This is a genomic window from Streptomyces sp. VNUA24, from assembly GCF_029167005.1.
Lineage (GTDB): Bacteria > Actinomycetota > Actinomycetes > Streptomycetales > Streptomycetaceae > Streptomyces > Streptomyces scabiei.
The window spans coordinates 9,707,218-9,732,039 of record NZ_CP119143.1 but is presented as its reverse complement, the minus strand read 5'-3'; the positions used below and the strand labels follow the sequence as shown (position 1 = coordinate 9,732,039).

Annotated in this window: 16 protein-coding genes; 14 read left to right on the top strand and 2 right to left on the bottom strand. The window is 73.7% G+C overall.

Going from position 1 to position 24,822, the window contains the following annotated elements; genetic code table 11:
• The first annotated feature begins 152 nt into the window (after positions 1-152).
• From PYR72_RS41865 to PYR72_RS41805, 13 genes are all read left to right on the top strand, one after another.
• Entirely contained in the window at positions 153-1,607 is a 1,455-nt protein-coding gene (locus PYR72_RS41865) for a hypothetical protein (protein WP_275460133.1), read from the top strand.
• 171 nt (positions 1,608-1,778) lie between these two features.
• Entirely contained in the window at positions 1,779-3,041 is a 1,263-nt protein-coding gene (locus PYR72_RS41860) for an AAA family ATPase (RefSeq protein WP_275460132.1), read from the top strand.
• Positions 3,038-4,273 carry a VWA-like domain-containing protein gene (locus PYR72_RS41855; RefSeq protein ID WP_275460131.1) on the top strand — a complete coding sequence of 412 codons (1,236 nt, stop codon included), beginning with the start codon at positions 3,038-3,040 and terminating at the stop codon, positions 4,271-4,273. Before PYR72_RS41860 ends, PYR72_RS41855 begins: the two co-directional genes overlap by 4 nt.
• A gap of 140 nt (positions 4,274-4,413) precedes the next feature.
• Positions 4,414-5,670, top strand: coding sequence for an ATP-grasp domain-containing protein (locus PYR72_RS41850; protein WP_275460130.1), 1,257 nt, complete (start codon positions 4,414-4,416; stop codon positions 5,668-5,670).
• A complete protein-coding gene (locus PYR72_RS41845) occupies positions 5,667-6,545 on the top strand; it encodes a DUF364 domain-containing protein (RefSeq protein WP_275460129.1) in 879 nt (292 codons plus the stop codon). The genes PYR72_RS41850 and PYR72_RS41845 overlap by 4 nt, the downstream gene beginning before the upstream one ends.
• Positions 6,542-7,630 carry a PLP-dependent cysteine synthase family protein gene (locus tag PYR72_RS41840; RefSeq protein WP_275460128.1) on the top strand — a complete coding sequence of 363 codons (1,089 nt, stop codon included), beginning with the start codon at positions 6,542-6,544 and terminating at the stop codon, positions 7,628-7,630. Before PYR72_RS41845 ends, PYR72_RS41840 begins: the two co-directional genes overlap by 4 nt.
• On the top strand, positions 7,627-8,796 hold the full coding sequence (locus PYR72_RS41835; RefSeq protein WP_275460127.1) for an enolase C-terminal domain-like protein: 1,170 nt from the start codon (positions 7,627-7,629) through the stop codon (positions 8,794-8,796). The genes PYR72_RS41840 and PYR72_RS41835 overlap by 4 nt, the downstream gene beginning before the upstream one ends.
• Positions 8,780-10,042: an MFS transporter gene (locus PYR72_RS41830; protein ID WP_275460126.1), complete on the top strand. Its 1,263-nt coding sequence runs from the start codon at positions 8,780-8,782 to the stop codon at positions 10,040-10,042. The genes PYR72_RS41835 and PYR72_RS41830 overlap by 17 nt, the downstream gene beginning before the upstream one ends.
• Positions 10,039-10,821 (top strand): class I SAM-dependent methyltransferase, encoded by a 783-nt coding sequence (locus PYR72_RS41825; RefSeq protein ID WP_275460125.1) that lies wholly within the window; start codon positions 10,039-10,041, stop codon positions 10,819-10,821. The genes PYR72_RS41830 and PYR72_RS41825 overlap by 4 nt, the downstream gene beginning before the upstream one ends.
• A gap of 42 nt (positions 10,822-10,863) precedes the next feature.
• Complete coding sequence (locus PYR72_RS41820) at positions 10,864-12,447, top strand: ABC transporter substrate-binding protein (protein ID WP_275460124.1); 1,584 nt, start codon at positions 10,864-10,866, stop codon at positions 12,445-12,447.
• Positions 12,448-12,530: 83 nt separating this feature from the next.
• The gene (locus tag PYR72_RS41815; protein ID WP_275460661.1) at positions 12,531-13,463 is read left to right on the top strand and encodes an ABC transporter permease; all 933 of its coding nucleotides are present in this window, start codon (positions 12,531-12,533) and stop codon (positions 13,461-13,463) included.
• Positions 13,460-14,356 (top strand): ABC transporter permease, encoded by an 897-nt coding sequence (locus PYR72_RS41810; RefSeq protein ID WP_275460123.1) that lies wholly within the window; start codon positions 13,460-13,462, stop codon positions 14,354-14,356. Before PYR72_RS41815 ends, PYR72_RS41810 begins: the two co-directional genes overlap by 4 nt.
• Complete coding sequence (locus PYR72_RS41805) at positions 14,353-15,993, top strand: ATP-binding cassette domain-containing protein (RefSeq protein WP_275460122.1); 1,641 nt, start codon at positions 14,353-14,355, stop codon at positions 15,991-15,993. The genes PYR72_RS41810 and PYR72_RS41805 overlap by 4 nt, the downstream gene beginning before the upstream one ends.
• A 22-nt stretch (positions 15,994-16,015) precedes the next feature.
• On the opposite strand, the gene PYR72_RS41800 is transcribed toward PYR72_RS41805, so the two are convergent.
• Together PYR72_RS41800 and PYR72_RS41795 are read right to left on the bottom strand one after the other, a co-directional pair.
• Positions 16,016-19,396, bottom strand: coding sequence for a pyruvate carboxylase (locus tag PYR72_RS41800; protein WP_275460121.1), 3,381 nt, complete (start codon positions 19,394-19,396; stop codon positions 16,016-16,018).
• A 121-nt stretch (positions 19,397-19,517) separates the two neighbouring features.
• Positions 19,518-21,179, bottom strand: coding sequence for a serine/threonine-protein kinase (locus PYR72_RS41795; protein ID WP_275460120.1), 1,662 nt, complete (start codon positions 21,177-21,179; stop codon positions 19,518-19,520).
• Positions 21,180-21,472: 293 nt separating this feature from the next.
• Here PYR72_RS41795 and PYR72_RS41790 point away from each other — a divergent pair, with 293 nt between their 5' ends.
• On the top strand, positions 21,473-24,685 hold the full coding sequence (locus tag PYR72_RS41790; protein ID WP_275460119.1) for a family 78 glycoside hydrolase catalytic domain: 3,213 nt from the start codon (positions 21,473-21,475) through the stop codon (positions 24,683-24,685).
• The last annotated feature ends 137 nt before the right edge of the window (positions 24,686-24,822 follow it).

The window sequence follows — 24,822 nt, the reverse complement described above, 5'->3', positions numbered from 1 at the left end:
TACGGACGCGCGCCCGCACCGGATCGGAAATATTCGCCCGCACCGGATCGGAAATACAGGTGCGCGACCGCGCGGGCCGGCGCTACGGTCGCCGCGATGACTACACACTCCTTCTGCGGAATGGGGGTCCCGTCCGAGCAAGGTGAGCGCTGATGCTCACCGACGCCGTGAACGGGGATCCCCGTCTTTCCCTCTGGTTGCGCGTGCGCGAGTTCGCCGTGCCACCCTCCATGGTCGAGACCGCGACCGCCCTCCGCTCCGTCGGCGACTGGGCCGGTGCGTGCGCCGCCGCGGGCGTCGACGTCGACCTCGACCTGCGTTCCGTGGCGCGCGCGTACGGCCGCGACCTCCAAGCCCGGATCCGGGCCGATCTCCGCCATCTGGCTCCGGACCTGCTGCGCTGGCACATGCCGAGGATCGCCCCCGACGGGCTGCTGCGGCCGGGCCTGACCCTCACGCTGGCCCGGTACCGCACGGACGGGCGCGACGGCCCGGGTTCCGTGCACCTCGTGGTCCGGACTCCGCCCGCCTGGGCGGACGCCGGGCAACGGATCGGCCTCGCCTTGTGGGACGGCTCCCGCTCCTCCCCCGGTGCCCTCGCTCATCCGCATCCGCGCCCGCGCCCCAGCCGTCGGTACCGGCTGGATCTGCATCGCCACCTGTGGGACGCGCGCAAGTCGGCGGAGCTGCGCGGGCGTTGCGGAGCGAACCGGCCGCCGGGGCCGCCTCCGCCCGGGCCGGACGTGTGGGGCACGACGGCCGCGGAACTCGGCTGTGCCGTCGAGAGGTGGGCGGACGAGGCGGCGATCGTGCTCCGCGCCGCGGGGCGGTCCACGGGGACCGTCCTCGTACGGTGCGGGGTTCGGCGCCGGCTGCTCCTGGACCTGGGCACGGGCCGGGAACCGGCGGCCGGCGGGAGCCGGGACACGGACACCCGCCCCGGTCACGGCGACGACGCGGCACCCTCGCTGCGGATCACGGCCGCCCCCGGCGACGACGGGGCCTTCACCTCCCTGCCGATTCTTCCCGACGCGGCGACCTGGACGCTGCCCGATCTGGAGCTGATCCGGGCCGGTGCGCTCGACGCCGAGCGGCTGCATCCGCTCGTCGCCTCGGCGCTCGTACCGGATCACGCCTGGTCCGGGCCCCACGAGGCCCTGGACCGTGCGGGCCGGCCGCGCCTCGTGGAGTGCCGGGGGGAGCGGCACCGGATCGGTCTGGTGGACGGGACGCTGACGGCCCTCGACCATGACCCGGCCGAACTGCGGCGCGAGGAGCTGCTGGTCCACCTGACCGGCACTCCCCTCCCCTGTCTACGGGCCATCGACGCGGCACACCGCCGTCCGGACTGCCTGTCCGGAGTGCGCGAACGGCTGGACCACGGGGACATCGCCGGTGCGCTGGCCATCGTCGAGGGGCTGCTCGGCCCCGAGGCGGTGCTGCGCGAGGGCCCTCTGCGGGACGAACTGGAGTCGGCCGCGCGCCGGCGGATCGTCTACGGCCTGTACCGCGCCGGTCTCGCCGAACCGCTTCCCGGACGGGTCCGCTCGGACACCGGCCGCCGCCCTCCCCGCCACCGCCGCCCACGCGACGCGACCTTCTACTGACCCGGGCCGGGCCAACCGGCCTCTGCCTCCTGGCCTCTGGCCTCTGGCCTCTGGCCTCTTACTCCTGGCTCCTGGCTCCTGGCTCCTGGCTCCTGGCTCCTGGCTCCTGGCTCCACCTACGCACTCACCCACCCCAGGTCTTCGACCCACTCCAACCAAAGGTGATCACTCATGCCCACATGCACCCCGTTCGCCCTGCCCACCACGCTCTCCGAGCCCGCCCCCGTATCCCAACTCGACGTTGCCGCGGACCTGTTGAGCCTTCTGCGCACCACGACCACCGAACCCCGCCCCGACGCCCAGCTGGAGGCCCTGTCGCTGGCCGTCGCCGCCGACCTTCCTGTACTGCTCTGGGGTGAGCCGGGGATCGGCAAGACCGCCGCGCTCACGCAGCTCGCGGCCGCCCTGGACCTTCCGCTGACGACCGTGATCGCCAGCGTCCACGAGCCGTCCGACTTCTCGGGGCTGCCGATCGTGGGCGACGACCCGGCCGAGCAGGGAGTGCCGATGGCCCCGCCGGACTGGGCGGTGCGGCTGGTGCGCGTGGGCCGGGGGCTGCTGTTCCTGGACGAGCTGTCGACGGCGCCGCCCGCGGTGCAGGCCGCGTTGCTGCGCCTGGTGCTGGAGCGGAGGATCGGCACCCTGCAACTGCCGCCCGGTGTGCGGATCGTGGCCGCCGCCAACCCCCGGTCCTCGGCGGCGGACGGCTGGGAGCTGAGCCCTCCGCTGGCCAACCGGTTCGTGCATCTGCAGTGGACGCACGACCACGAGGTCGTCGTACGGGGTCTCGGCGGGACATGGCCGCGGGCCACTCTGCCGCGGCTGGCGCCGGAACGCCTGCCGGAGGCGGTGGACTTCGCCCGGCGCGCGGTGTGCACGCTGCTGGCCGCCCGGCCCAAGCTGGTGCATCAGCTGCCGAACAGCGAGAGCCGCCGGGGCGGGCCGTGGCCGTCCCCCCGGAGCTGGGAGATGACGCTCCATCTGATCGCCTTCGCGACCGCCGCCGGCGTCTCGCGCGATGTGCTCTCCCCGTTGGTACGCGGCACCGTGGGCGACGGGCCGGGGCTGGAGCTGCTGGCCTCCCTGGACCGGCTCGACCTGCCGGATCCCGAGACGCTGCTCGCCGACCCGGCGGGGGCGGAGCTGCCCCGACGGGGGGATCTGCGGCAGGCGGTGCTCGACGCAGTGGTGGCGGCGGTCCGGGCACGGCCGGAGAAGGACCGCTGGGACGCGGCATGGGCGCTGCTGGTGCGGGCGCTGGAGACCGGGGCCCCGGATCTGGTGGTCGTCCCCGCGACGACGCTCGCGTCACTGCGGCGCGACGACTGGGACGTACCGGCCGCGATCGAGAGCCTCGCCGGAGTGGTGACGCTGTCCCGGCGCGCGGACGAGGCGGCGTCCCGCGCCGAACAGGCGACGAGGACCCGCCGATGAACGGCGGCAAGGGGCTCGACTTCGACAAGCTGTACACGGCCCGGCTGCAGGCGGCGCGGGCCCGCCCCTATCTGGCGACGGCGCTGTTCGCGCTGCAGGCCGTGGAGTCCCGGCGGGTGCCCACCATGGGCGTCGACCGGTACTGGCGGTGTTACGTCTCCCCGGACTTCGTGGACCGCACCCCGGTGGAGGAGCTGGCCGGGGTGTGGGTGCACGAGGTGTCGCATCTTCTGCGCGACCACCACGGGCGCGGTGACCGGGTCGCCAGGGAGCGCGGCCTGACCGGGCCCGGGGAGCGGCTGCGGATGAACATCGCCGCCGACTGCGAGATCAACGACGACGCGTTCGGCGACGGCCTGGTCAAGCCCGAGGGCGTCGTCGATCCGGCGTTCCTGCGGCTGCCCGAGGGGCAGCTGATGGAGGACTATCTGCGCCAGTTCCAACTGGGCCCGTATACCGACGAGTTCGCGTGGCTGGACTGCGGCAGCGGCGCCGACGGCCTGGAACGGGAGTGGGAGCTGGGGGCGGACGGGGCGTGCGCCCTGAGCGAGCAGGAACGGGACGCGGTCCGGTTCCGGGTGGCACAGGGCATCATCGGCCGGCCCGGGTCGGCGTCCGCGGGCTGGAAGCGCTGGGCGGAGGAGGCGTTCCATCCGCCCCAGCCGTGGCGCGAGCTGCTGGGCGCGGCGGTCCGTTCGGCGGCCTCCGCGCCCGGCGCGGGCGAGGACTACAGCTACGGCCGGCCGTCGCGGCGCTCGGCGGGCGTGCCGGGCACCGTGCTGCCGAGTCTGCGGCGCCGGCCTCCCCGCGTGTCGGTGATCATCGACACCTCCGGGTCGGTGAGTGACGCGGAACTGGGCAGCGCGCTCCTGGAGGTCGCGGCGATCTCCCGTGCCGTGGGCGGCCGGCGGGACCTCGTCACCGTCGTCCCCTGCGACGCGGCGGCCCGGATCGCCCACCCGCTGTGCAAGGCGGAGGGCATCCCCCTGCTGGGCGGCGGCGGGACGGACCTGCGCGCCGGCTTCTCCCGGGCGCTGCGCGGCCACCCCCGGCCCGATGTGGTGGTGGCCCTCACCGACGGACAGACCCCCTGGCCCGCCTCCCGGCCGCCGTGCCGGACCGTGGTCGGCCTGTTCCCCCGACACTCCCGGCGCAACGCGTGGCGCGAGGACGACCCGGACTACGTACCCCACTCGCCGCCGGACTGGGCCCGGGTGGTCCGGATCGGATGAGCCCCGTCGGTCTCCCGGAACCTACACATGACAATGAAAACGATTATCGATAAGGTGAGCATGTCAAGCCGGGCGCCCCCTCCGCGGGGGCGTCGTCGGGCTGCCCTGACGCCGAAACGCACCGCACGAAAAGGGGAGCTGTGGCTCATCTGTTGGTGGTCGAGAGCTGGGTCGGATCGATGAGCAGACTGCTGCCACGGGCCATCCTGGAGGGCGGGCACGAGTTCACGTTCCTCACCCGCGACCTGCACCACTACCTGCGCTCCGCCCCCGAGGGAGCCGCCCACCCGCTCCTCGGCGCCCGGAACGTGGTCACGGCCGACACCAACGACCTCGACACCCTCCTGCCGGAGGCGGAGCGGCTGCACGGGGTGTTCGGCTTCGACGGGGTGATCTCCTCCTGCGACTACTACCTGCCGACGGTCGCCCGCATCGCCGACCGCCTCGGCCTCCCGGGGCCGGGTCCGCGGGCCGTCGAGGACGCCTGCCGCAAGGACGCCACCCGCCGGGTCCTCGCCGACGCCGATGTGCCCGGTCCCCGTTTCGCCCTGCACGAGGAGTGGGCCGATCTCGCCCGCGCGGCGCGTGGGATCGGCTATCCGCTGGTGGTGAAGCCGGTCGACCTGTGCGCGGGCATGTTCGTCCGGCGCGTGGACGGCGAGGCCGAACTGGCCGCCGCAGTAAGGTCGTTGGCGGACTTCCCGCTGAACGCGCGCGGGCAGCGACGGGTGCCGGCCGTGCTGCTCGAAGAGTTGCTGACCGGTCCCGAGGTGAGCGTCGAGACCGTGTCGCACGCCGGGGCCGTGCACGTCGTGGGCGTGACCGACAAGAGCGTCGGCGGCGCGCCCGCGTTCATCGAGACCGGGCACATGTTCCCCGCCGCCCTGACCGGCGCCGACACCGAGGCCGCCGAACAGACCGCGCTCAGCGCGCTCAAGGCCCTCGGGCTGACCGACGGCCTCGTGGCCCACACCGAGATCAAACTGACCCCGGCCGGTCCGCGCGTGGTCGAGGTCAACCCACGGCCCGCCGGGAACCGCATCACCGAGCTGATCCGTCATGTCACCGGCATCGACCTCGCCGCGGCCGCCGTGGAGGTCGCGCTCGGCCGTGCGCCCGATCTGCGGCGCCGGGAGACCGGACTGCGCAGCGCGGCCGTCGGCTTCCTCGTACCGCATGCCTCGGGCACGCTGGAGGCGCTGGACGGCGGCCCGCTCGCCGACGCCGCCGGAGTGCTGGAGGCGCAGCTCGCCGAGCCGGGCCGGCAGGTCAGGCAGGCCGGCAGCAACAACGAGTACCTCGGTCATGTCATGGTGGGCGACCCGGCCGGGCCGGGCGCGCGCGAACAGGTCGAGGCACTGCTGGCCGAGGTGCGCGCCGGGCTGGTGATCCGGTGACCACCGTGGCACGGGCGGCCGGCGCCGCCACCACGTACGAGAACCTGCTGGAGCGTGTCCTCGCGGGCGAACTCGGCCCGGATCCACGGACCTTGCGCATCGCGGTGGCGTTCGTGACGCGGCAGGCGGTGCGGCACGACGGGCGGGGCACCGGCTATCGCAACGAGGTGCTCAGTCTGCGTCTCGCCGGTGCCGTGGGGTCCTGTGCGGTCGAGCCCGGCGCCCTGCCGGACTCGGCGGTCGACGACTGCGTCGGCGCCGACGCCGCCCGGCTCCTGGCACACCCCCTTCTCCCGGTACGGGTGGCCGCGCTCGACGCCTATCTGATGCATGCCGGCCCGCACACCCCGGAACGCGGGGCCCACCCCTTCCCGCTGCCGGCCGGCACCTCGCTGGAGAAGTCACGGGCCCGGGCGCGGGCCGTCGTCGAACTGCTCGATCTGCCCGAGGGCTCCACCGTGCTCGTGGTGGGGGTCGTCAACTCCCTTCTGGAGCAGCTGCGTTCACGCGGACTGCGCTATGTGCCGTGCGATCTCAAGGGCGGCGTCACGGAGTGGGGGGAGCCGGTCGTCACCGACGCGCTCGCGGCCGCGGAGTCCTGTGACGCGCTGCTGGTCTCCGGGATGACGCTGGGCAACGGCAGCTTCGAGCCGCTGCGGCGGCACGCGCTGGCGCGGGGCAAGCAGCTGGTGATGTTCGCGCAGACCGGCAGTGCGGTGCTGCCCCGGTTCCTCGGTCACGGCGTGAGCGCGGTGTGCGCGGAGCCGTACCCCTTCTTCTGGCTGGACGCGGGGCCGGGCACCCTGCACCGCTACCGCTCGGACGGAACGGACCCCGGCCGGGGTGTCCGTCACCTGACGGGAGAGCGCCGGTGACGTCCACGACCGTCCTCCGTGCCGTCGCCCGTCCGGAGCTGCTGTCGCTGGTCGGGCGGACACCGCTGGCGCGGATCACCGCCGATCTGCCGGGCCCGCAGCCCGGGTTCTGGGCCAAACTCGAAGGGCTCGCGGCCGGCGGGATGAAGGCGCGGGCCGCCGTGTCCATGCTGCTGGGCGCCCGGGAGCGGGGTGAGCTGCTGCCCGGCGCCCCCGTGGTGGAATCGACCTCCGGCACGCTGGGCATCGGGCTGGCCTTCGCCGGACAGGCGCTCGGCCATCCGGTCGTCCTGGTCGGAGACAGCGAACTGGAGCCGTCCATGCGGCAGTTGCTGCGCTCCCACGGCGTCCGGCTGGAGCTGGTGGACCGCCCGGCGGCCGTCGGCGGCTGGCAGGCGGCCCGTCTGACGCGACTGCGGGACCTGCTCACCGTCCTGCCCGGGGCGTACTGGCCCGACCAGTACAACAACCCCGACAACACCGCCGGCTACGCCTCGCTCGCCGCCGAACTCGCCGTGCAGCTCGATCACGTGGACGTCCTGGTGTGCAGCGTGGGCACCGGCGGGCACAGCGCGGGGATCATCGGCCCGCTGCGGCGGCACTGGCCCGCGCTGCGCCTCGTCGGCGTCGACTCCACCGGCTCCACGATCTTCGGGCAGCCGGCCCGGCCGAGGCTGATGCGGGGCCTCGGCAGCAGCATCCATCCGCGCAACGTGGCCTACGACGCCTTCGACGAGGTGCACTGGGTCGGTCCGGCCGAGGCCGTCGACAGCTGCCGCCGCCTCGCCCGGGCGAGCTTCGTCAGCGGCGGCTGGAGCACCGGCGCGGTCGCGCTCGTCGCCGCCTGGGTGGCCCGCGTCCACCCCGGTGCCGTCGTCGCCACCGTCTTCCCGGACGGCCCGCACCGCTACCTCGGCAGTGTCTACGACGACGACTTCGCCGCCGCCCACGGCATCGACCCGGCCTCCGCCGCCGTCCGCCCCGTCGAGATCCCCCATCCCGGCGCCGCCGAGGCCGTCGGCTGGGTCCGGTGCGGCAGGGTCCGCGACCCGCTCCAGGTCCCCCGTCCGGAAGAGAGACTGTGAAGGCCACCCGGCGCACCGTACGCCTCGCCCTCGCCGAGCCGTTGCGCATCTCCCGCTCCACCATGTCCGCGCGTGACGCGGTGTGGCTGACCGTCGAGGACGACGACGGGCGGCACGGCCACGGCGAGGCCGTCACCAGCGTGTACTACGGCCTCGACACGGGCACCCTGGACCGGCTGTTCGCGGACGTCACCGTGGACCTCGCCCGCTTCCGCGATCCGGAGAGCGCGCTGGAGGCCCTGGTCGACGGCGAGTGGGCCGGCGCCCCGGCGACCGCGCCCGCCGTGACCGCCGCCGTCGGCGCCGCGCTCCTCGATCTGGCCGGCAAGCGCGCGGACAGCCCCGTCCACCGACTGCTGGGCGCCCCGTCCGCCCCGACGGCCGCGACCGCCCGGACCATCGGCATCACCTCACCGGCCCGCGCCGGGGCGGAAGCGCGCCGCCTGGCCGCGCGCGGCTTCGGGGTCCTCAAGGTGAAGGCCGGGGCCCCGGACCCGGAGGAGGACGTCGAGCGCGTCCGGGCCGTCCGTGCCGCCGCGCCCCGCGCCCGGCTGCTCCTGGACCCCAACGGCGCCTGGACGACGGCCCGGGCCGAGGCCCTGCTGCCGCGCTTCGCGGACCTCGGGGTGGAGGCCGTCGAACAGCCCCTCGCCCCCGGTGACCCGGAGGCGCTGGCGGCTCTCGCGCAGCGCTCGCCGCTGCCCGTCATCGCCGACGAGGACGCGGTGGGGCTGGAGGACGTACGGCGGCTGGCGGGACGGGTGCACGGTGTCAACGTCAAGCTCGCCAAGTGCGGTGGAGTCCACGCGGCCCTGCGGATCGCCGAGTCGATCGAGGGCAGCGGCACCGAGCTGATGCTCGGCTGCCTCACCGCCAGCAGCCTCGGTCTCGCCCCCGCCGTCCATCTCGTGGACCGGGCCCGCTGGGTCGACCTCGACGGCCATCTCCTGCTCGCCGCCGACCCCTGGACCGGAATCGGCGGCACCGACGGACACGTGTCGACAACCGGGCTCCCCGGACTGGGAGTTCGCCGCCGCCCGACCGGCGGACACGACGAGGACGACGACGAGGCCCGACCCGAGGGGAGCGCAGCGCTCGACCCGGCAGCCGCGGCGAACGGACCGCTCGGCGCGACGGAGGGGACACGCCGTGCAGACCTGGCATGAGATACGCGCCTTCCCGTTCGCCGTCCGCCTCCTGCTGGTCAACCAGCTCGGCGTCAACATCGGCTTCTACCTGCTGATCCCCTACCTCGCCACCCACCTCACCGAGAACCTGGGCATGTCGGCGGCCGTCGTCGGGGTCGTCCTGGGCGTCCGGAACCTGAGCCAGCAGGGCCTGTTCATCATCGGCGGGTCCGCCTCGGACCGGCTCGGCGCGCGGGGCGTGATCATCGCCGGCTGTGCGCTACGGACCGTCGGGTTCGCGCTGTTCGCGCTCGGCGACGGGCTGCCGGTGCTGCTCGCCGCGTCGGTGCTCAGCGGACTCGCCGGGGCACTGTTCAACCCGGCGGTGCGGGCGTACCTGTCGCAGGAGTCCGGGGAGCGCAAGGCGGAGGCGTTCGCGCTGTTCAACGTCTTCGCGACGGCCGGGGCCCTGATCGGACCGCTGCTGGGCAGCGTGTTGCTGCTGGTGGACTTCCGCACGTCGGCGCTGACCGCCGCCGGGATCTTCGCGGTCCTCACCGTGGCGCAGGCCCTGGTCCTGCCCGCGCGCAGGACCGAGCCGAGCGGCGGCGGTGTCCTCGGGGACTGGCGCGAGGTGCTCGGCAACCGTGCCTTCCTGGCGTTCGCGCTGGCCATGGTCGGCATGTTCACCCTGGAGAACCAGCTGTACCTGCTGCTGCCCACGGGGGCCAGGGAGGCCACCGGCTGGGACGGTGCGGCCGGACTCGTCCTCGTCGTCGGCACGCTCGCGAATCTCGCGCTGCAGCTGCGCATCACCCGATGGCTCACGTCCCGTGGCGACAGGACCCGTTGGATCGGTGCAGGGCTCGCCGTGACCGGTCTGGCCTTCCTGCCGCCGGCCCTGGCGGCCGCTGTCGGGGCCTCGGGACGGCTCGCCCTCGTCCCCGTCCTGCTCGGGGCACTGCTTCTCCACCTCGGCCTCATGATCGCCTCACCGTTCGTGATGGAGCTGATCCCCCGGTTCGGACGCGAGGAGCTGACCGGCACGTACTTCGGCATCTTCTACGTCGTCTCGGGCGTCGCGGCGGCCGTGGGCAACACCGTCGTCGGGTGGGCCATGGACGCCGGAGGGCGCGGCGGCCACCCCTGGCTGCCCTGGGTGTGCTGCGCCGTCCTCGGGCTCCTCTCGGCGGCCGGCGTGGGACGGCTGCACCGGCTGGGGGCGCTTCCCGCGCGCCCCGCGCCGGCCACAACCGCCCCGGCCGGTGAGCGGAGCAGCGCATGACCGCCGCCAACCTCCTCACCGACAACCCCGCGCTGTACGAGGCCCGCTTCCCCGATCCCGGTCGGCTGGCCGGGCGTTGGGCCGAGGACTGCCTGCGGCGCCACGGAGCCGGTCCCCGTGTCCTGGACATGGGCTGCGGCACCGGGCGCGACGCCGCCCATCTGCACCGCGCCGGCCGTACGGTGACCGGCGCCGACGTCTCGGAGTCGATGCTCACCCACGCCCGTGACCGGCATCCCGGGCCGCAGTACGTGCGGGCCGATCTGCACGGCTTCGACCTGGGCCGGGCCGTCTTCGACGCGGTGGTCTGCCTGGACAGCGCGCTGCTGTACTGTCACACCGCCGCCCAGCTCGACGGCTTCCTCTCCTCCTGCCGCCGGGCGCTCGCCGGCGGCGGGCTGCTGGTCGCGGAGATGCGCAACGGGGCCTACTTCCTGGGCCGCACGGACCTGCTCGACACCCCGGCCGTGCACGCCTTCACCTGGCAGGGCACCGCCTACCGGTCCACCACCACCCTCACTGTGGACCGCACCGCCCAACTGCTGCGCCGGGTACGGGTCTGGACCTCGGACGACGGCACACCGCAGGCCGAACAGCGGTCCGCCTGGCGGCTGTTGTTCCCGCAGGAGCTGCGCCACGTCCTGACCGCGCACGGCTTCGAGGTGCTCGAACTGCACGACGGGCCGGGCCCGCGCACCGAACCGCCGTGGCAGGAGGGCCGGTTGCCCGGCTCCACGGCCGACGCGGACCGGCTGCACCTCGTCGCCCGGCTCGCCTGACGCTCCCTCTCTTCTCCCTTCCATCACACCCAAGGAACCCTCATGCACGACGAACGTCTCCCCGGTCTGCGCCGACGCGGCTTCCTCGCCGCCGGCGGTGCCGTCGCACTCGGCTCGCTCGCCCTGACGGGATGCGGCGACGGCGGCGGCACGGACGCCGGGGCCAAAGGCGGCGACGCCAGACCGAAGCGCGGCGGACGGCTGCGCGCCGCGTTCGCGGGCGGCGGCGCCAGTGAGACCCTCGACCCGCACCTGGCCAGTCTCTTCGCCGACGTCGCCAGGGCCAAGGCCCTGTTCGACAAGCTCGCCGACTACGGCGCCGACCTGTCCGCGCGGCCTCGCCTCGCGGCGAAGTGGGAGTCGAACAAGGCCCTGGACCGATGGCGGGTCACCCTGCGCGAGGCCACCTTCCACGACGGCAGCCCGGTCACCGCGAAGGACGTGCTGTTCAGCTACCGCCGTATCGCCGACCCGAGGAAGGCGTTCCGCGCGAAGGCGTCCCTGGAGCCCATCGACCTCGACGCCAGCCGGGCCACCGGGGAGCGGGACATCGAGTTCGTCCTGAAGCGGCCGACCGCCGAGTTCCCCAACGTGCTGGCCGCGTTCGGCGCCTACATCGTCCCCGAGGACACCGCCGACGGCGACTTCGACCGGAAACCGATCGGCTCCGGGCCCTTCCGCTTCGTGTCCTTCGCCCCCGGCCGTTCGGCCGTCTTCCGCCGCCACGACGCCTACTGGGACGGCTCCCCGCACCTGGACACACTCGAATTCGTCGTCGCCAACGAGGAGTCGGCCCGGGTGAACGCGCTCCTCGGCGGCCAGGTCGAGTACGCCCACGAACTGAACCCCGCCACCGCCCGCGCCCACGAGGACAAGGGGCAGATCGAGATCGTCCGGCTGCGCAACAGCGCCATGCAGGCGTTCTGCATGAAGACCGACCGGCCGCCGTTCGACGACAAGCGGGTGCGGGAGGCGTTCTTCCTGATCGCCGACCGTCAGGAACTCGTCGACGGCGCCCTGTCGGGGGCGGGCGTCGTCGGCAACGACCTGTTCGGCAAGGGCTACGAGTACTACGCCGCCGGCCTCCCGCAGCGCGAACAGGACCTCGACCGGGCCCGCGCCCTGCTGAAGCGGGCCGGCGCCGAGAAGCTGAAGGTCACCCTGGACACCTCGGCCGTGGCCGCCGGATTCACCGAGGCGGCCGGCATCTTCCGCGACCAGGCCGCGAAGGCCGGCGTCACCGTCGAGGTCAGGATGGGCAGCAAGGACTCGTACTGGAGCGACATCCTCGACTCCGGCACCCTCTCCTGCTACCGCTCCGGCGCCATGCCCATCGAGGCGCACATCTCGCAGCGGCTGCTCACCGACTCCACCACCAACGCCACCCACTGGCACCACAAGGACTTCGACGCGCTGTACCGGCAGGCGCAGTCCACCCGGGACAGGACCGAGCGCGGGGCCGTCTACGAGCGGATGCAGCGCCGGCTGTACGCCGAGGGCGGCTTCCTGATCTGGGGGTTCGCCGACTGGATCATCGGAACGAGCAAGCAGGTGAAGGGAGTCCGGACCGACGCGCCCGCCAACACCCTCGACTGGGCACGCTTCGACAAGGTGTGGCTGGCGTGACGCCGAGCACCCCGGAGGGGTGCGGGGAACCGCGCGACCGGCCACGACCGCGCGGCACCCGCCCGGCGCCCCCGCTCCCCTTCGTGGCCCGGCGCCTCCTGCTGGGCGCGGCGCAGGTCGTGGCCGTCGTGCTGCTGGTCTTCGCGCTCACCGAGGCATTGCCGGGCGACGCCGCGGTCGCGGTCGCCGGTGACCAGCCCGACCCGGCGCGCATCGCCGCCATCCGCGAGGCGATGCACCTGGACCGGCCCGTGCACGAGCGGCTGGCCGACTGGGCGCTCGGCCTGCCGCAGGGCGACTTCGGGACCTCCCTCACCTCCGGCCGCCCGGTGGCCGGGTACATCGCCGACGGCTTCGGCCCGACCCTGCTGCTCGCCGCCCTCACCGTGGCCCTGCTCGTACCGGTCGGCTTCGGGCTGGGCGTCCTGGCCGCACGGCACGAGGGCGGGCCGGTCGACCGGCTGGTCAGTTCCGTGACGCTCGCCGTGTACGCGGTGCCCGAGTTCGCCCTCGGGGTGCTGCTGGTGACCGTGTTCGCGCTGCGCCTCGGTTTGCTGCCGCCGACCGCCGTCGGCTACGGCGGCGACCTGCTCGCGCATCCGGCCGCGCTCGTCCTGCCCGTCCTCGTCCTGCTCGCCCGGCCGGTCTGCTCGCTCACCCGCCTGGTCCGCGCGGGCATGGTCGACGCCCTCGCCTCCCCCTTCGTCGCGCACGCCCGCCGGTGCGGGATCCCGGGCGCGCGCGTCCGCTACGCCCACGCGCTCCCCCACGCGCTCGCCCCCGCCGCCCAGCAACTCGCCCGCACGGTGGACTGGCTGCTGTGCGGCGTCGTCGTCGTGGAGGCCCTCTTCGTGATCCCCGGGCTCGGCACCGTTCTGCTCAACGCCGTCGCCGAACGCGATGTCCCCGTCGTCCAGGGCCTGGCGGTGGTCTTCGGCGTCCTGACCGTCGTCCTCAACCTGGGCGCGGACGTGGTCGCCCGGCGTCTGGCCCCCCGGGCGGGGGTGGCCGCGTGACGCGGGGCACCGATCCCGGTGCGAGTGCCGTCGCCCGCGCCCGGCGGCGTACGACGCGCTTCGCGCTCGGCGTCGCGGTCGTCGCCGTTCCCCTTCTCCTGGCCCTTCTGGGACCGGTGTTCGCCGGGGAGCCGGGGCCGCGGGCCACGTCCTTCACGCTCGGCGACGGGCACTGGCTCGGCACGGACTTCACGGGCCGGGACGTGGGGCAGCAGGTCCTGCACGGCGGCCGGCCCGTCGTACTGACCGCGCTCGGCGCCGGAGCGCTCGCCTACCTGGTCGCCCTGCCGGTCGGCCTGCTCGCGGCGCTGACCCACCGCCGGTGGCTGGAGGAACTGCTCATGCGGCCCCTGGACGTGCTGATCTCGGTCCCGTCGCTGCTGCTGATCCTGCTGGTGGCGTCCGTGTTCACCCCCGGAGCCGTGGGTCTCGCCCTCCTCGTCGCCCTGGTCAACGTGCCGGACGCCGCCCGCCTCGTGCGCGCCGCCGCCACGGATGCCGCCGCCCGGCCGGTCGTCGAGGCGCTCCGCCTCCAGGGCGAGACGTGGTGGCGTACCGCCGTGGGGCATGTGGGCCGCAGCATCCTGCGTACCCTCGGCGCGGATGCCGGGACGCGGCTCACGGGTGTCCTGTACCTGGTCGCCACCGCCGCGTTCCTCGGTGTCGGGGTGGCCCCGGACGCCGCCGACTGGGCGGTCATGGTCGACCGCAACCGTACGGGTCTGTTCGTGCAGCCCTGGGCCGTGGTCGTCCCCGCGCTGCTGATCGTCGCGCTGACCACGGGCACGAACCTCCTCTTCGACGCGGCGCTGGAGAGGCCTGGCGGTCCGGCGGGGCGCCGCGAGCACGGCCGGGTTCCGGCGCGGGTCCGCACAGGCGAGGGACGACGGTGACGCGGTACGACGACGAAGCCGGCCGGGACGCCCCGGCCCCCCTGGCCGAGATCACCGGCCTGCGGGTCGAGGTGGGCGGCCGGGCGATCGTGGACGGGGTGGACCTGCGGGTGCTGCCGGGCCGGATCACCGCGCTGGTGGGCGCCTCCGGCAGCGGGAAGACGACCACCGGGCTGGCGCTGCTCGGCGAGTACCCGGAAGGGGCGCGCGTCACCGGCGAGGTCCGCCTCGCCGCGGCGGGCCCGGTCGGGTACGTGCCCCAGCATCCGGCGGCCGTGCTCAACCCCGCCCGCCGGATCAGCGCCCTGCTCACCGACATCGCCCGCCCGCAGGTACGCCACCTCCCCCGGCGCGCCCGCCGCGCGGCCGCCCGGAACCGCGTACTGCGCGCCCTGGCTCAGGCACAACTCACCGACGGCGAAGCGCTGTTGGCGCGCCATCCGCACCAGCTCTCCGGCGGTCAGCAGCAACGGGTGGTCCTCGCCCAGGCCCTCCTGCTCGGGGCCCGGGTCGTCGTCGCCGACGAACCGACCACCGGACAGGACGCGTTGACCAAGGCACTCGTCGTCGAGCAGCTGGCGGCGGTCGCGGCGCGCGGCATCGCGGTCGTCCTGCTCAGCCACGACCTCGACGTCGTCCGCGCGCTCGCCGACGAGGTCCACGTCATGCGGGAGGGGCGGGTCGTGGAGTCGGGTCCCACCGCACGGGTGTGGGAGGCTCCCCGGCACGCGTGGACCCGGCAACTGCTGTCCGCGCGACCGAGTCTGCCGGAGACGGGGCCGACACCCCGGACGGACGAGGGCACCGGCCCGGGCGAGGGAACCCCCGCCCGCGTCGCCCGGACCGCCGCCGCGCCCGTCCTGCGGGTCCGCGGTCTCACCGCCCGTCACCGTGACGGCTCACGCGGCACGGGGGTGACCGTGCACGCCGACGAACTCGCCCTGTGTGCGGGCGAGTCGCTGGCCGTCGTCGGACGCTCGGGCAGCGGCAAGACCACCCTCGCCCGGTGTCTGGCCGGGCTCCACCGGGACCTCGACGGCGAGATCCTCCTCGACGGCACCCCGCTGCCGCACAGCCTGCGCGATCGCGACCGGGGACAGCTGGCGGCGGTGCAGTACGTCTTCCAGGACGCCCGTGCCTCCTTCGACGAGCACCGGCCGGTACGGGACCAGATCGCCCGCACGGCGGTCAGGCTGCGCGGACTGGACGCGGGAACGGCCGAGGCGGAGGCGCTGACGACGGCGCGGCGTCTCGGTCTCCCGGCGGAACTGGTGCGGCGTCGTCCCGCAGGGCTCTCGGGCGGGGAACTCCAGCGCGCCGCGCTGGCCCGCGCCCTCCTCGCCCGTCCGCGCGTCCTGCTCTGCGACGAGATCACCTCGGGCCTGGACGCCGTCACCCGGCGCGGCATCCTCGACGTCCTCACCGGACTGTGCGGCGACGCGGCGGGGGCCGGACCGGCTCTCGTCCTGATCACCCATGACCTGGACACCGCCGCCGTCGCCCACCGCATCGCGGTCATGGACGCCGGGCGCATGGTCGAACAGGGCCCCGCCCGCCGGGTCCTCACCGCCCCGCGGCACGCCTTCACGGCTCACCTGGTGTCGGCGGCACGGTGGCCGGCCGGGGCGGTGCCCTGAGGCGCCCGCCCCGACGCGGAGGTCAGACGATCTCGACCAGCAGGTCGCCGCCCTCCACCTGCTGGATCTTGTTGATGGCCAGGCGGGAGACCCGGCCGGCCTTGGAGACGGTGATGGTGGCCTCCATCTTCATCGCCTCGATGGTGGCGACGGTCGCGCCCGCCGCGACCTCGTCGCCCTCGGCGACCGCGAGGGTGACCACCCCGGCGAACGGGGCGGCGACATGGCCGGAGTTGGAGCGGTCCGCCTTCTCCGTGACGGGGAGGTCCGAGGAGGCGGCCTTGTCACGGATCTGGATCGGCCGCAGCTGGCCGTTCAGGGTGGACATCACCGTGCGCATACCGCGTTCGTCGGCCTCGCCGACGGCCTCCAGGCCGATGAGGAGCCGCACACCGGGCTCCAGGTCGACGGCGTACTCCTTGCCGGGGCCGAGGCCGTAGAAGAAGTCCTTGCTGTCGAGGACGCTGGTGTCGCCGTAGGTCTGGCGGTGGTTCTCGAACTCGCGCGTCGGGCCGGGGAACAGCAGCCGGTTGAGGGTGGCGCGGCGGTCCTTCTCCAGTCCGGCGCGGTCCTCGGCGTTCAGGTCCTGGACGGGCTTGGCGTCGGCGCGGCCCTGGAGGGCCTTGCTGCGGAACGGCTCGGGCCAGCCGCCGGGCGGGGTGCCCAGCTCGCCGCGCAGGAAGCCGATGACGGAGTCGGGGATGTCGAACCGGTCGGGCGTGGCCTCGAAGTCGGCGGGCGACACCCCGGCCCCGACGAGGTGCAGGGCGAGGTCGCCGACCACCTTGGAGGAGGGCGTGACCTTCACGAGGTGGCCGAGGATGCGGTCGGCGGCCGTGTACATCGCCTCGATGTCCTCGAAGCGGTCGCCGAGACCGAGGGCGACGGCCTGGGTGCGCAGGTTGGAGAGCTGGCCGCCGGGGATCTCGTGGTCGTAGACGCGGCCGGTCGGGGAGGCGAGTCCGGCCTCGAAGGGGGCGTAGACGCGGCGCACGCTCTCCCAGTAGGGCTCCAGGTCGCCGACGGCCCGCAGGTCCAGTCCCGTGGGGCGGTCCGAGTAGTCGGTCGCGGCCACGATCGCGGACAGCGACGGCTGCGAGGTGGTGCCCGCCATGGAGGCCACCGCCCCGTCGACGGCGTCGGCGCCGGCCTGGATCGCCGCGAGGTAGGTGGCGAGCTGGCCGCCTGCGGTGTCGTGGGTGTGGATGTGCACCGGCAGGTCGAACTCGCGGCGCAGCGCGGTCACGAGCTTGGTCGCGGCGGGGGCGCGCAGCAGGCCCGCCATGTCCTTGACGGCGAGGACGTGGGCGCCCGCCTCGACGATCTGCTCGGCGAGCCGGAGGTAGTAGTCGAGGGTGTAGAGCTGCTCGGCAGGATCGGAGAGATCGGAGGTGTAGCAGAGGGCGACCTCGGCGACGGCCGTTCCGGTGGCCCGTACGGCGTCGATGGCGGGCCGCATCTGGCCCACGTCGTTGAGGGCGTCGAAGATCCGGAAGATGTCGATGCCGGTCTCGGTGGCCTCCTGGACGAAGGCGTCGGTCACCTCGGTCGGGTACGGCGTGTAGCCGACGGTGTTGCGGCCGCGCAGCAGCATCTGGAGGCAGATGTTGGGGGCGGCGGCGCGGAAGGCGGCCAGCCGCTCCCAGGGGTCCTCGGCGAGGAAGCGCAACGCGACGTCGTAGGTGGCGCCGCCCCAGCACTCCAGGGAGAGCAGCTGCGGCAGGGTCCGGGCGACCACGGGGGCGACGGCGAGCATGTCCTTGGTACGGACCCGGGTGGCCAGCAGCGACTGGTGGGCGTCCCGGAAGGTGGTGTCCGTGACGCCGATGGTCGGCGACTCGCGCAGCCAGCGGGCGAAGCCCTCCGGGCCGAGTTCCACGAGCTTCTGCTTGGAGCCGGCCGGGGGCTCGGCCACGGCGGCCGCGGCCCTCGGCAGCTTGGCCGTCGGGTCGGCGAGGTCGGGCCGTGGGCCGTTCGGCTTGTTCACGGTGACGTCGGCCAGATAGGTGAGCAGCTTGGTGCCCCGGTCGGCCGAGTGGCGGGAGGTGAGCAGGTGCGGGCGCTGCTCGATGAACGAGGTGGTGACGTTGCCGGACTGGAAGTCGGGGTCGTCGAGGACGGCCTGCAGGAACGGGATGTTGGTGGAGACGCCCCGGATGCGGAACTCGGCGACCGCGCGCCGGGCCCGGTTGACGGCGGTGGTGAAGTCGCGGCCCCGGCAGGTCAGTTTGACCAGCATGGAGTCGAAGTGGGCGCTGATCTCCGTACCGGCGTGGGTGGTGCCGCCGTCGAGGCGGATGCCGGAGCCACCGGGCGAGCGGTAGGCGCTGATCCGGCCGGTGTCGGGGCGGAAGCCGTTGGCGGGGTCCTCGGTGGTGATACGGCACTGCAGGGCGGCGCCGCGCAGGGTGACGCTCTCCTGGGACAGGCCGAGGTCGGCGAGGGTGGCCCCGGCGGCGATCCGCAGCTGGGACTGGACGAGGTCGACGTCGGTGACCTCCTCGGTGACCGTGTGCTCGACCTGGATGCGAGGGTTCATCTCGATGAAGACGTGGTTGCCGTCGCGGTCGAGGAGGAACTCGACGGTGCCCGCGTTGCGGTAGCCGATCTCGCGGGCGAACCGGACGGCGTCGGCGCAGATGCGGTCGCGCAGGGCCGGGTCGAGGTTCGGGGCGGGCGCCAGCTCGATGACCTTCTGGTGGCGGCGCTGCACCGAACAGTCGCGCTCGAAGAGGTGGATGACGTTGCCGTGGCCGTCGGCGAGGATCTGCACCTCGATGTGGCGGGGCTCGACGACGGCCTTCTCCAGGAAGACGGTGGGGTCGCCGAACGCGGAGGCGGCCTCGCGGGACGCCGCCTCGATGGCGTCACGGAGCGCGGCGGGGTCCTCGACACGGCGCATGCCGCGCCCGCCGCCGCCGGCGACGGCCTTGACGAACACGGGGAAGCCGATGCCGTCGGCGGCGCGGACCAGTTCGTCCACGTCGGTGGAGGGCTCGGAGGAGCCGAGCACCGGTACGCCGGCGGCGCGGGCGGCGGCCACCGCGCGCGCCTTGTTGCCGGTCAGCTCCAGGATGTGCGCGCTGGGGCCGACGAACGTGATGCCGGCCTCCTCGCACGCCCGGGCCAGCTCGGGGTTCTCGGACAGGAAGCCGTAGCCCGGGTAGACGGCGTCGGCGCCGGCGAGGCGGGCGGCGCGCATGACCTCCTCGACGGAGAGGTAGGCCCGCACGGGGTGGCCCGGTTCGCCGATCTCGTAGGCCTCGTCGGCCTTGAGCCGGTGCAGCGAGTTGCGATCCTCGTGGGGGAAGACGGCGACCGTCCGCGCGCCCACTTCATAGCCTGCGCGGAACGCGCGGATCGCGATCTCGCCACGGTTGGCGACCAGTACCTTGCGGAGCATTCCGGATCCCTTCGGCCTGCCTGGTGAGGAACACCATGGTCGCGGCAATGCGGCCGACGTGCCATGAGAGTCCCGTCACTGACAGGTGATCGGAGGTCTGACGGCCGTGACAGGGCCATGGTCAGCTCGTCACCGTGAACTGGCTCCCCGTCTTCTCGCCGTCGTCCGTGACGGCCGCGGCCACACAGCGGAAGACGCGCAGTCCCTTGTCCCACTGCGTCTCCGACGGCGGGACGATGTCGACGTTCCACTCCTTCGCGACCCCACGGCCGCCCGCGGTCATGGTCGCGGCCCTCACCTTCTGCGAGCACAGCGCCTTGACGTCCGGGTGCCTGATCAGGTCGCGCGCGTTGTTCGTCATGCCGTCCTTGGGCAGCGGGGCGATCGCGAAGGTCTCCCACACGTGCTTGGCCTGACAGTCGGCGCGGCTGACGGTGACGATGCCGGAGATGTCGACGATGCCGCTCCAGCACTCCGCAGTGGCGACGCATCGGCCGCCCACTCCGGCGACCTCGGTGGCGGGGCAGTTCTCCGCCGTGGTCGCCACCTCGAACCCCGAGGCCCCCGCGCCCCCGGCGGTGGCACCGGTGGACGGTGAGGCGGAGGAGTCCTTCGCCCCGTCCGCGCCGTCGTCGTTCCCGTACGTCACGACGGTCACGGAGACGCTCACGGAGACGGCCACGGCCACGGCCGCGAACCCGGCGAGCACCGCGGGCCGCCGCCGCGCCGCCTTCCGCCCGCCGCCGTCGCCGTCCCCCTCGGGTCCGGGCACCACGGTCGTACCGCCCCGGCCCGGCGGGACGACTCCGTACGGCGGCACGGTCGTGGCCGGGGCGCCCCGGTACGGCGGGGCGGTCGTGGGCGGGATGGTCGTGGGCGGCGTGCCCGGGTGCGACGGCACCGTGGTCATGGCGGGCGCCGGGCCGAACCCTCCGCCTCCTCCCCCGCGCAGGTCCAGGGTGTCGAGGTCGACCGCGGCGAGGGCGTCGCGGAACGCGCCCGCGTCGGACAGCCGCCCGGCGGGGTCGGCCACGAGGGCGTGCCGGAGCGCCGCGTTGAGGGCGGGCGGCACTCCGGGGAGGTCGGCGTAGGGCCAGGTGTGACGCACGATCAGTTCGGCGAGGCTGAGCTGGGTGCCGTCCTCGGGATGGTGCGGCGGGCGTCCGCACAGCAGGGCGTGGACGGTCGCGGCCAGGGAGTACACATCGCCGGCCGGGCTGGGCTCCGCCATGTGGAACGCCTCGGGCGGCGCGTACGCGGGGGTCAACGCCTCCCGGGTCACGGACAGTTCGCGTCCCGGCCGGGGCATGGCGGCGAGGCCGAAGTCGGCGAGGGCGACGCCGCCGTACCGGTTGACCATGACGTTGCCGGGCTTGATGTCGCGGTGCAGCACTCCGGCGGCGTGGGCGGCGGCCACCGCGTCGGCCAGGCCCACCCCGATGTCGCGTGCCTCCTTCAGCGGGAACGCGCCCTGCCGGTGCAGCCGGTCGCCGAGCGAGCCGCCGGGGCACAGCTCCAGCACCATGTAGGGGCGGTCGTCGGCGAGGACGCCGGCGTCGTAGACCGGGACCACGTGGGGGTGCCCGGACAGCTGCCCGGCGGCCGTGACCTCGCGCAGGAAGCGCTGCCGGTCGCGCGGTGTGGACAGCACGCGGCTGTCCACCTTCAGCGCGACCTCGCGGCCCACGGCCAGTTGCCGGGCCCGGTAGACCGTGGCGAATCCGCCCCGGCCCAGGACTTCCTGGATCTCGTAACCGGGCAGGTCCGTTCGTTCGGGCCCCATGGTGCCGTACCCCCAGCGCACAGCCCCGGCCAGGACGTCCGGCCGAGGTGAGGCGAGACTCTAGCCGAGCCCGGTGACACCGGAACGCCGAGCCCGATGACACCGGAACGCCGGGTTCGTCCGCCGGCCGACGCGTCCGGGTAGAGCTGATTAAAACGTTTCATTCCTCAGGAATTCACTCGCGGCCCACTATTGACCGGATTCGGCACGGAACTCTAACCTCCGGGAAATCGCATTGAAACCTTTCATGATGCGACCCTCAGCCCCCGGACCCTCGACCGAAGGTATGCACCATGGCGCAGGACTTCTCACGGCGAAGACTCCTCCAGTTCAGCGGCATCGCAGCGGCCTCGGTCGTCCTGTCCGCGCCCCGGACCCTCGCCGGACCGGGACCGGTGGGCATGGCCGCGGTCGCCGAGGAGGCTCTCGTGCCCACCGGGATGCTCACGGACCTGCTGCCGCGGGCGCTCGGTACGGACGCCGGGAGCGCCCCCCGCTTCAGCTGGCAGGTGCCGGACTTCCGCGAGGGCACCGTGCAGCGCGCCTACCAGCTCCAGGTGGCGACCACCCCGGGCGGCTTCGCGGACGACGACCTGCTGTTGTGGGACTCCGGCAAGCGGGACTCCGCCGACTCCACGGCCGTACCGTACGGCGGGCCTGCGCTGAAGCCCCGTACGGCCTACTGGTGGCGGGTCAGGAGCTGGAGCAACAAGCGCTCGGCCTGGTCGGAGCCCGTCCTGCTGGCCACGTCGGTCGAGGACGAGTGGGAGGCGAAGCCGGTCTGGGCACCCGCCGGGCCGGTGATGACCGACGGCACCCTCACGGTCCGCGTGAAGATCACCGCCGTGGCGGCCGGGCTGTGGTTCCGGGCCGCGAACACCTCCAACAACTACATGTGGCAGCTGCGCGCGGGCACCACCGGAGTGCTGCGCAAGCACGTCTGCGTGAACGGCACGTACACCGTGCTCGGCGAGGTGCGGCTGCCGTTCGCGGTCGCCGCCGGGGAGTGGGTGGACCTCGGCGTCACCATGACGGGCGCCACCTTCACCACCACCGTGAACGGCACCGTCGTGGACACCACCACCGACAGCCGCTACGCCTCCGGCAACGTCGGCCTGCGCAACGGCAGCACCGAGTCGCAGACCTACGACCGCGTCACCTTCACGGCCGCGGACGGCACGGTCCTCCTCGACGACGACTTCGCCTCCGACAAGGGCACCTTCACCACCGGCACGGTCTCCGGCGGCGTCCTCGCCTTCCCCGCCGGCGCCTCCTCGCTCTCCTCCTACGGGGCCGACGACACCTGGGCGCTGCTGCGCCACGAGTACGACACGAAGGCGGGCAAGGAGATAGCCGCCGCGATCCTCTACGTCGCGGCCACCTCCCCCGATCCGGCCCGGCAGTACGTCGCCAAGGTGTGGAGCAACGGCACGACGGTGGGGTACGCCTCCGTCCGCTCCGGCACCGGCACCGCCTACCAGGCGTTCGACGTGACCTCCACGCTGCGGGCGGACGGGAAGGCCAACGCGCTGGCCGCGCTGTGCTGGACCACCTCCCAGCAGAAGTTCCTGGCCCAGCTGGAGATCACGTACACGGACGGCAGCCGCTCCACCGTCGCCTCCGGGGACCACTGGAAGGCCCGCCGCCAGGCCGGTCTGCTGCCCTCCAAGGGGAGCGCGGGCAGCAGCTACTTCACCGTTCCGCAGGAGTACTGGGACCTGCGCCGGGAGCCGGTGGGCTGGACGAAGCCGGGCTTCGACGACGGCGACTGGCTCAAGCCGGTGGTCCGCACCGCGATCGGCGGTCTGGTGCCCGCGCTGATCGAGGCGATCCGTCCGCACGACGTGCCCCCGGCCTCCGTCACCAAGGTCGCCGACGGCCGCTGGCTGGTCGACCTCGGCCGGGAGATCGTCGGCGGACTGGCCCTGGCGGTCACCGGCGACGCGGGCGACACCGTCGAGGTGCGTCTCGGCGAGGAGCTGAACCCCGACGGCACGGTCAGGTACCAGCTGCGCGCGACCAACACCTACCGCGAGGTGTGGACCCTGCGCGACGGCGAGCAGCGCTTCGAGCACTGGGGCTACCGCGGCTTCCGCTGGGCCGAGCTGCGCACCTCGCTCGACCTGTCGAAGGCGGTCGTCACCGGTCGTGCCTGGAGGCTCGACTGGGACGACGCGCAGGCCACGTTCCGCAGCTCCGACGCCGACCTGGACCGGGTCTGGGAGCTGTGCCGCTACTCCATCGAGGCCACCCGCGGCGACCTCTACACCGACACGCCCACCCGTGAGCGCGGCCCGTACGAGGGCGACGCGCTGATCAACCAGCTCTCCGAGTACGGCGTCCAGCGCTCCTACGCCCTCGCCCGCTGGTCGAACGACTACCTGGTCCGCAAGGGCACCTGGCCCACCGAGTACCGGCTGATGTGCGCGATCTCCGCCTGGGAGGACTATCTCGCCACCGGCGACGACCGGCAGCTCGCCAAGGACTACGACCTGCTGACCGCGAAGAACCTCACCTCGTACCTGGACTCCGCGGGGCTGGTCCGCAAGGCGCCCGGCAGCAGCAGCCAGGATCTCGGCGACCTGGTCGACTGGCCGGTCGCGAGCCGGGACGGCTATGTGTTCACCAACGTCAACACGGTCGTCAACGCCTTCCAGTACGCGGCCTTCGCCGCCCTGGCCGAGTGCGCGGCGGCGCTCGGCAAGGACGCGGACGCGACCGCCCTGCGCGGCCGGGCCGACACCCTCGCCAAGGCGATGCGGACGACCCTCCTCGACAGCGCGGGCGGGCGCTTCCTCGACGGCGTCGGCACCACCCACAGCGCCCAGCACGCGACCGCCTTCCCGGTGGCCCTCGGGGTCGCGGACGGGCTGGACAAGGCGGTGCTGGCGAAGCTGGGCGACACCCTCGCCGCCGGCGGCATGAAGGTCAGCGTGTACGGGGCCCAGTTCCTGCTGGACGCGCTGTTCCGGCTCGGCCGCTCCGACGCCGCCCTCGCGCTGCTCACCTCCGGGGCCACCAACTCGTGGCTGCACATGCTGGACGCGCTGAAGGCGACCATCGTCACCGAGGCGTGGGACCCCGCGCTGAAGTCCAACATGACGCTCTCCCACGCGTGGGCCTCCGCACCCGCCAACGCCGTGGCCCGGCACATCCTCGGCGTCCAGGTCAGCGAGCCCGGCGCGGCGGCCTTCCGGATCCGGCCCCGGACCGGTTCGCTGACGGAGGTGGAGGGCACGGTGCCCTCGCTGCGCGGGCCGGTGTCGGTCCAGGTGCGCCGCTCCGCGGACACGCACACCACCCTGGTGACGCTGCCGCCCAACTCCCAGGCCGTGCTGGAGGTCGAGATCGGGGACGCCTCCCCCAAGGCGTACCGGGTGAAGGCGTCCACACCGCGCGGGGAGGGAAGCGCGAAGGTCGAGTCGTTCACCGATCTCACGGGCACGGTGCTGCGGATCGGGCTGATCGGTTCGGGGACGACGGAGGTGCGGCGGAAGACCTCCTGAGCAGTCCCTCGTGAGCGTTTTCACGGGGTGGAAGTGAGCGATTACCCGGAACGCGAGTCCCCGCTGAGCTAGCCTCAGCAATCTGGGGGCGAACTGACGTACGTCAAAAGTGATTTCGGGGGTGTTGTGTCAGACCA

Excerpts from the sequence above, each read along its gene's own strand:
- PYR72_RS41865 (WP_275460133.1), top strand. The coding sequence starts at position 153 with ATGCTCACCGACGCCGTGAACGGGGATCCCCGTCTTTCCCTCTGGTTG.
- PYR72_RS41825 (WP_275460125.1), top strand. The coding sequence starts at position 10,039 with ATGACCGCCGCCAACCTCCTCACCGACAACCCCGCGCTGTACGAGGCC.
- PYR72_RS41860 (WP_275460132.1), top strand. The coding sequence starts at position 1,779 with ATGCCCACATGCACCCCGTTCGCCCTGCCCACCACGCTCTCCGAGCCC.
- PYR72_RS41855 (WP_275460131.1), top strand. The coding sequence starts at position 3,038 with ATGAACGGCGGCAAGGGGCTCGACTTCGACAAGCTGTACACGGCCCGG.
- PYR72_RS41790 (WP_275460119.1), top strand. The coding sequence starts at position 21,473 with ATGGCGCAGGACTTCTCACGGCGAAGACTCCTCCAGTTCAGCGGCATC.
- PYR72_RS41820 (WP_275460124.1), top strand. The coding sequence starts at position 10,864 with ATGCACGACGAACGTCTCCCCGGTCTGCGCCGACGCGGCTTCCTCGCC.
- PYR72_RS41800 (WP_275460121.1), bottom strand. The coding sequence starts at position 19,396 with ATGCTCCGCAAGGTACTGGTCGCCAACCGTGGCGAGATCGCGATCCGC.
- PYR72_RS41795 (WP_275460120.1), bottom strand. The coding sequence starts at position 21,179 with ATGGGGCCCGAACGAACGGACCTGCCCGGTTACGAGATCCAGGAAGTC.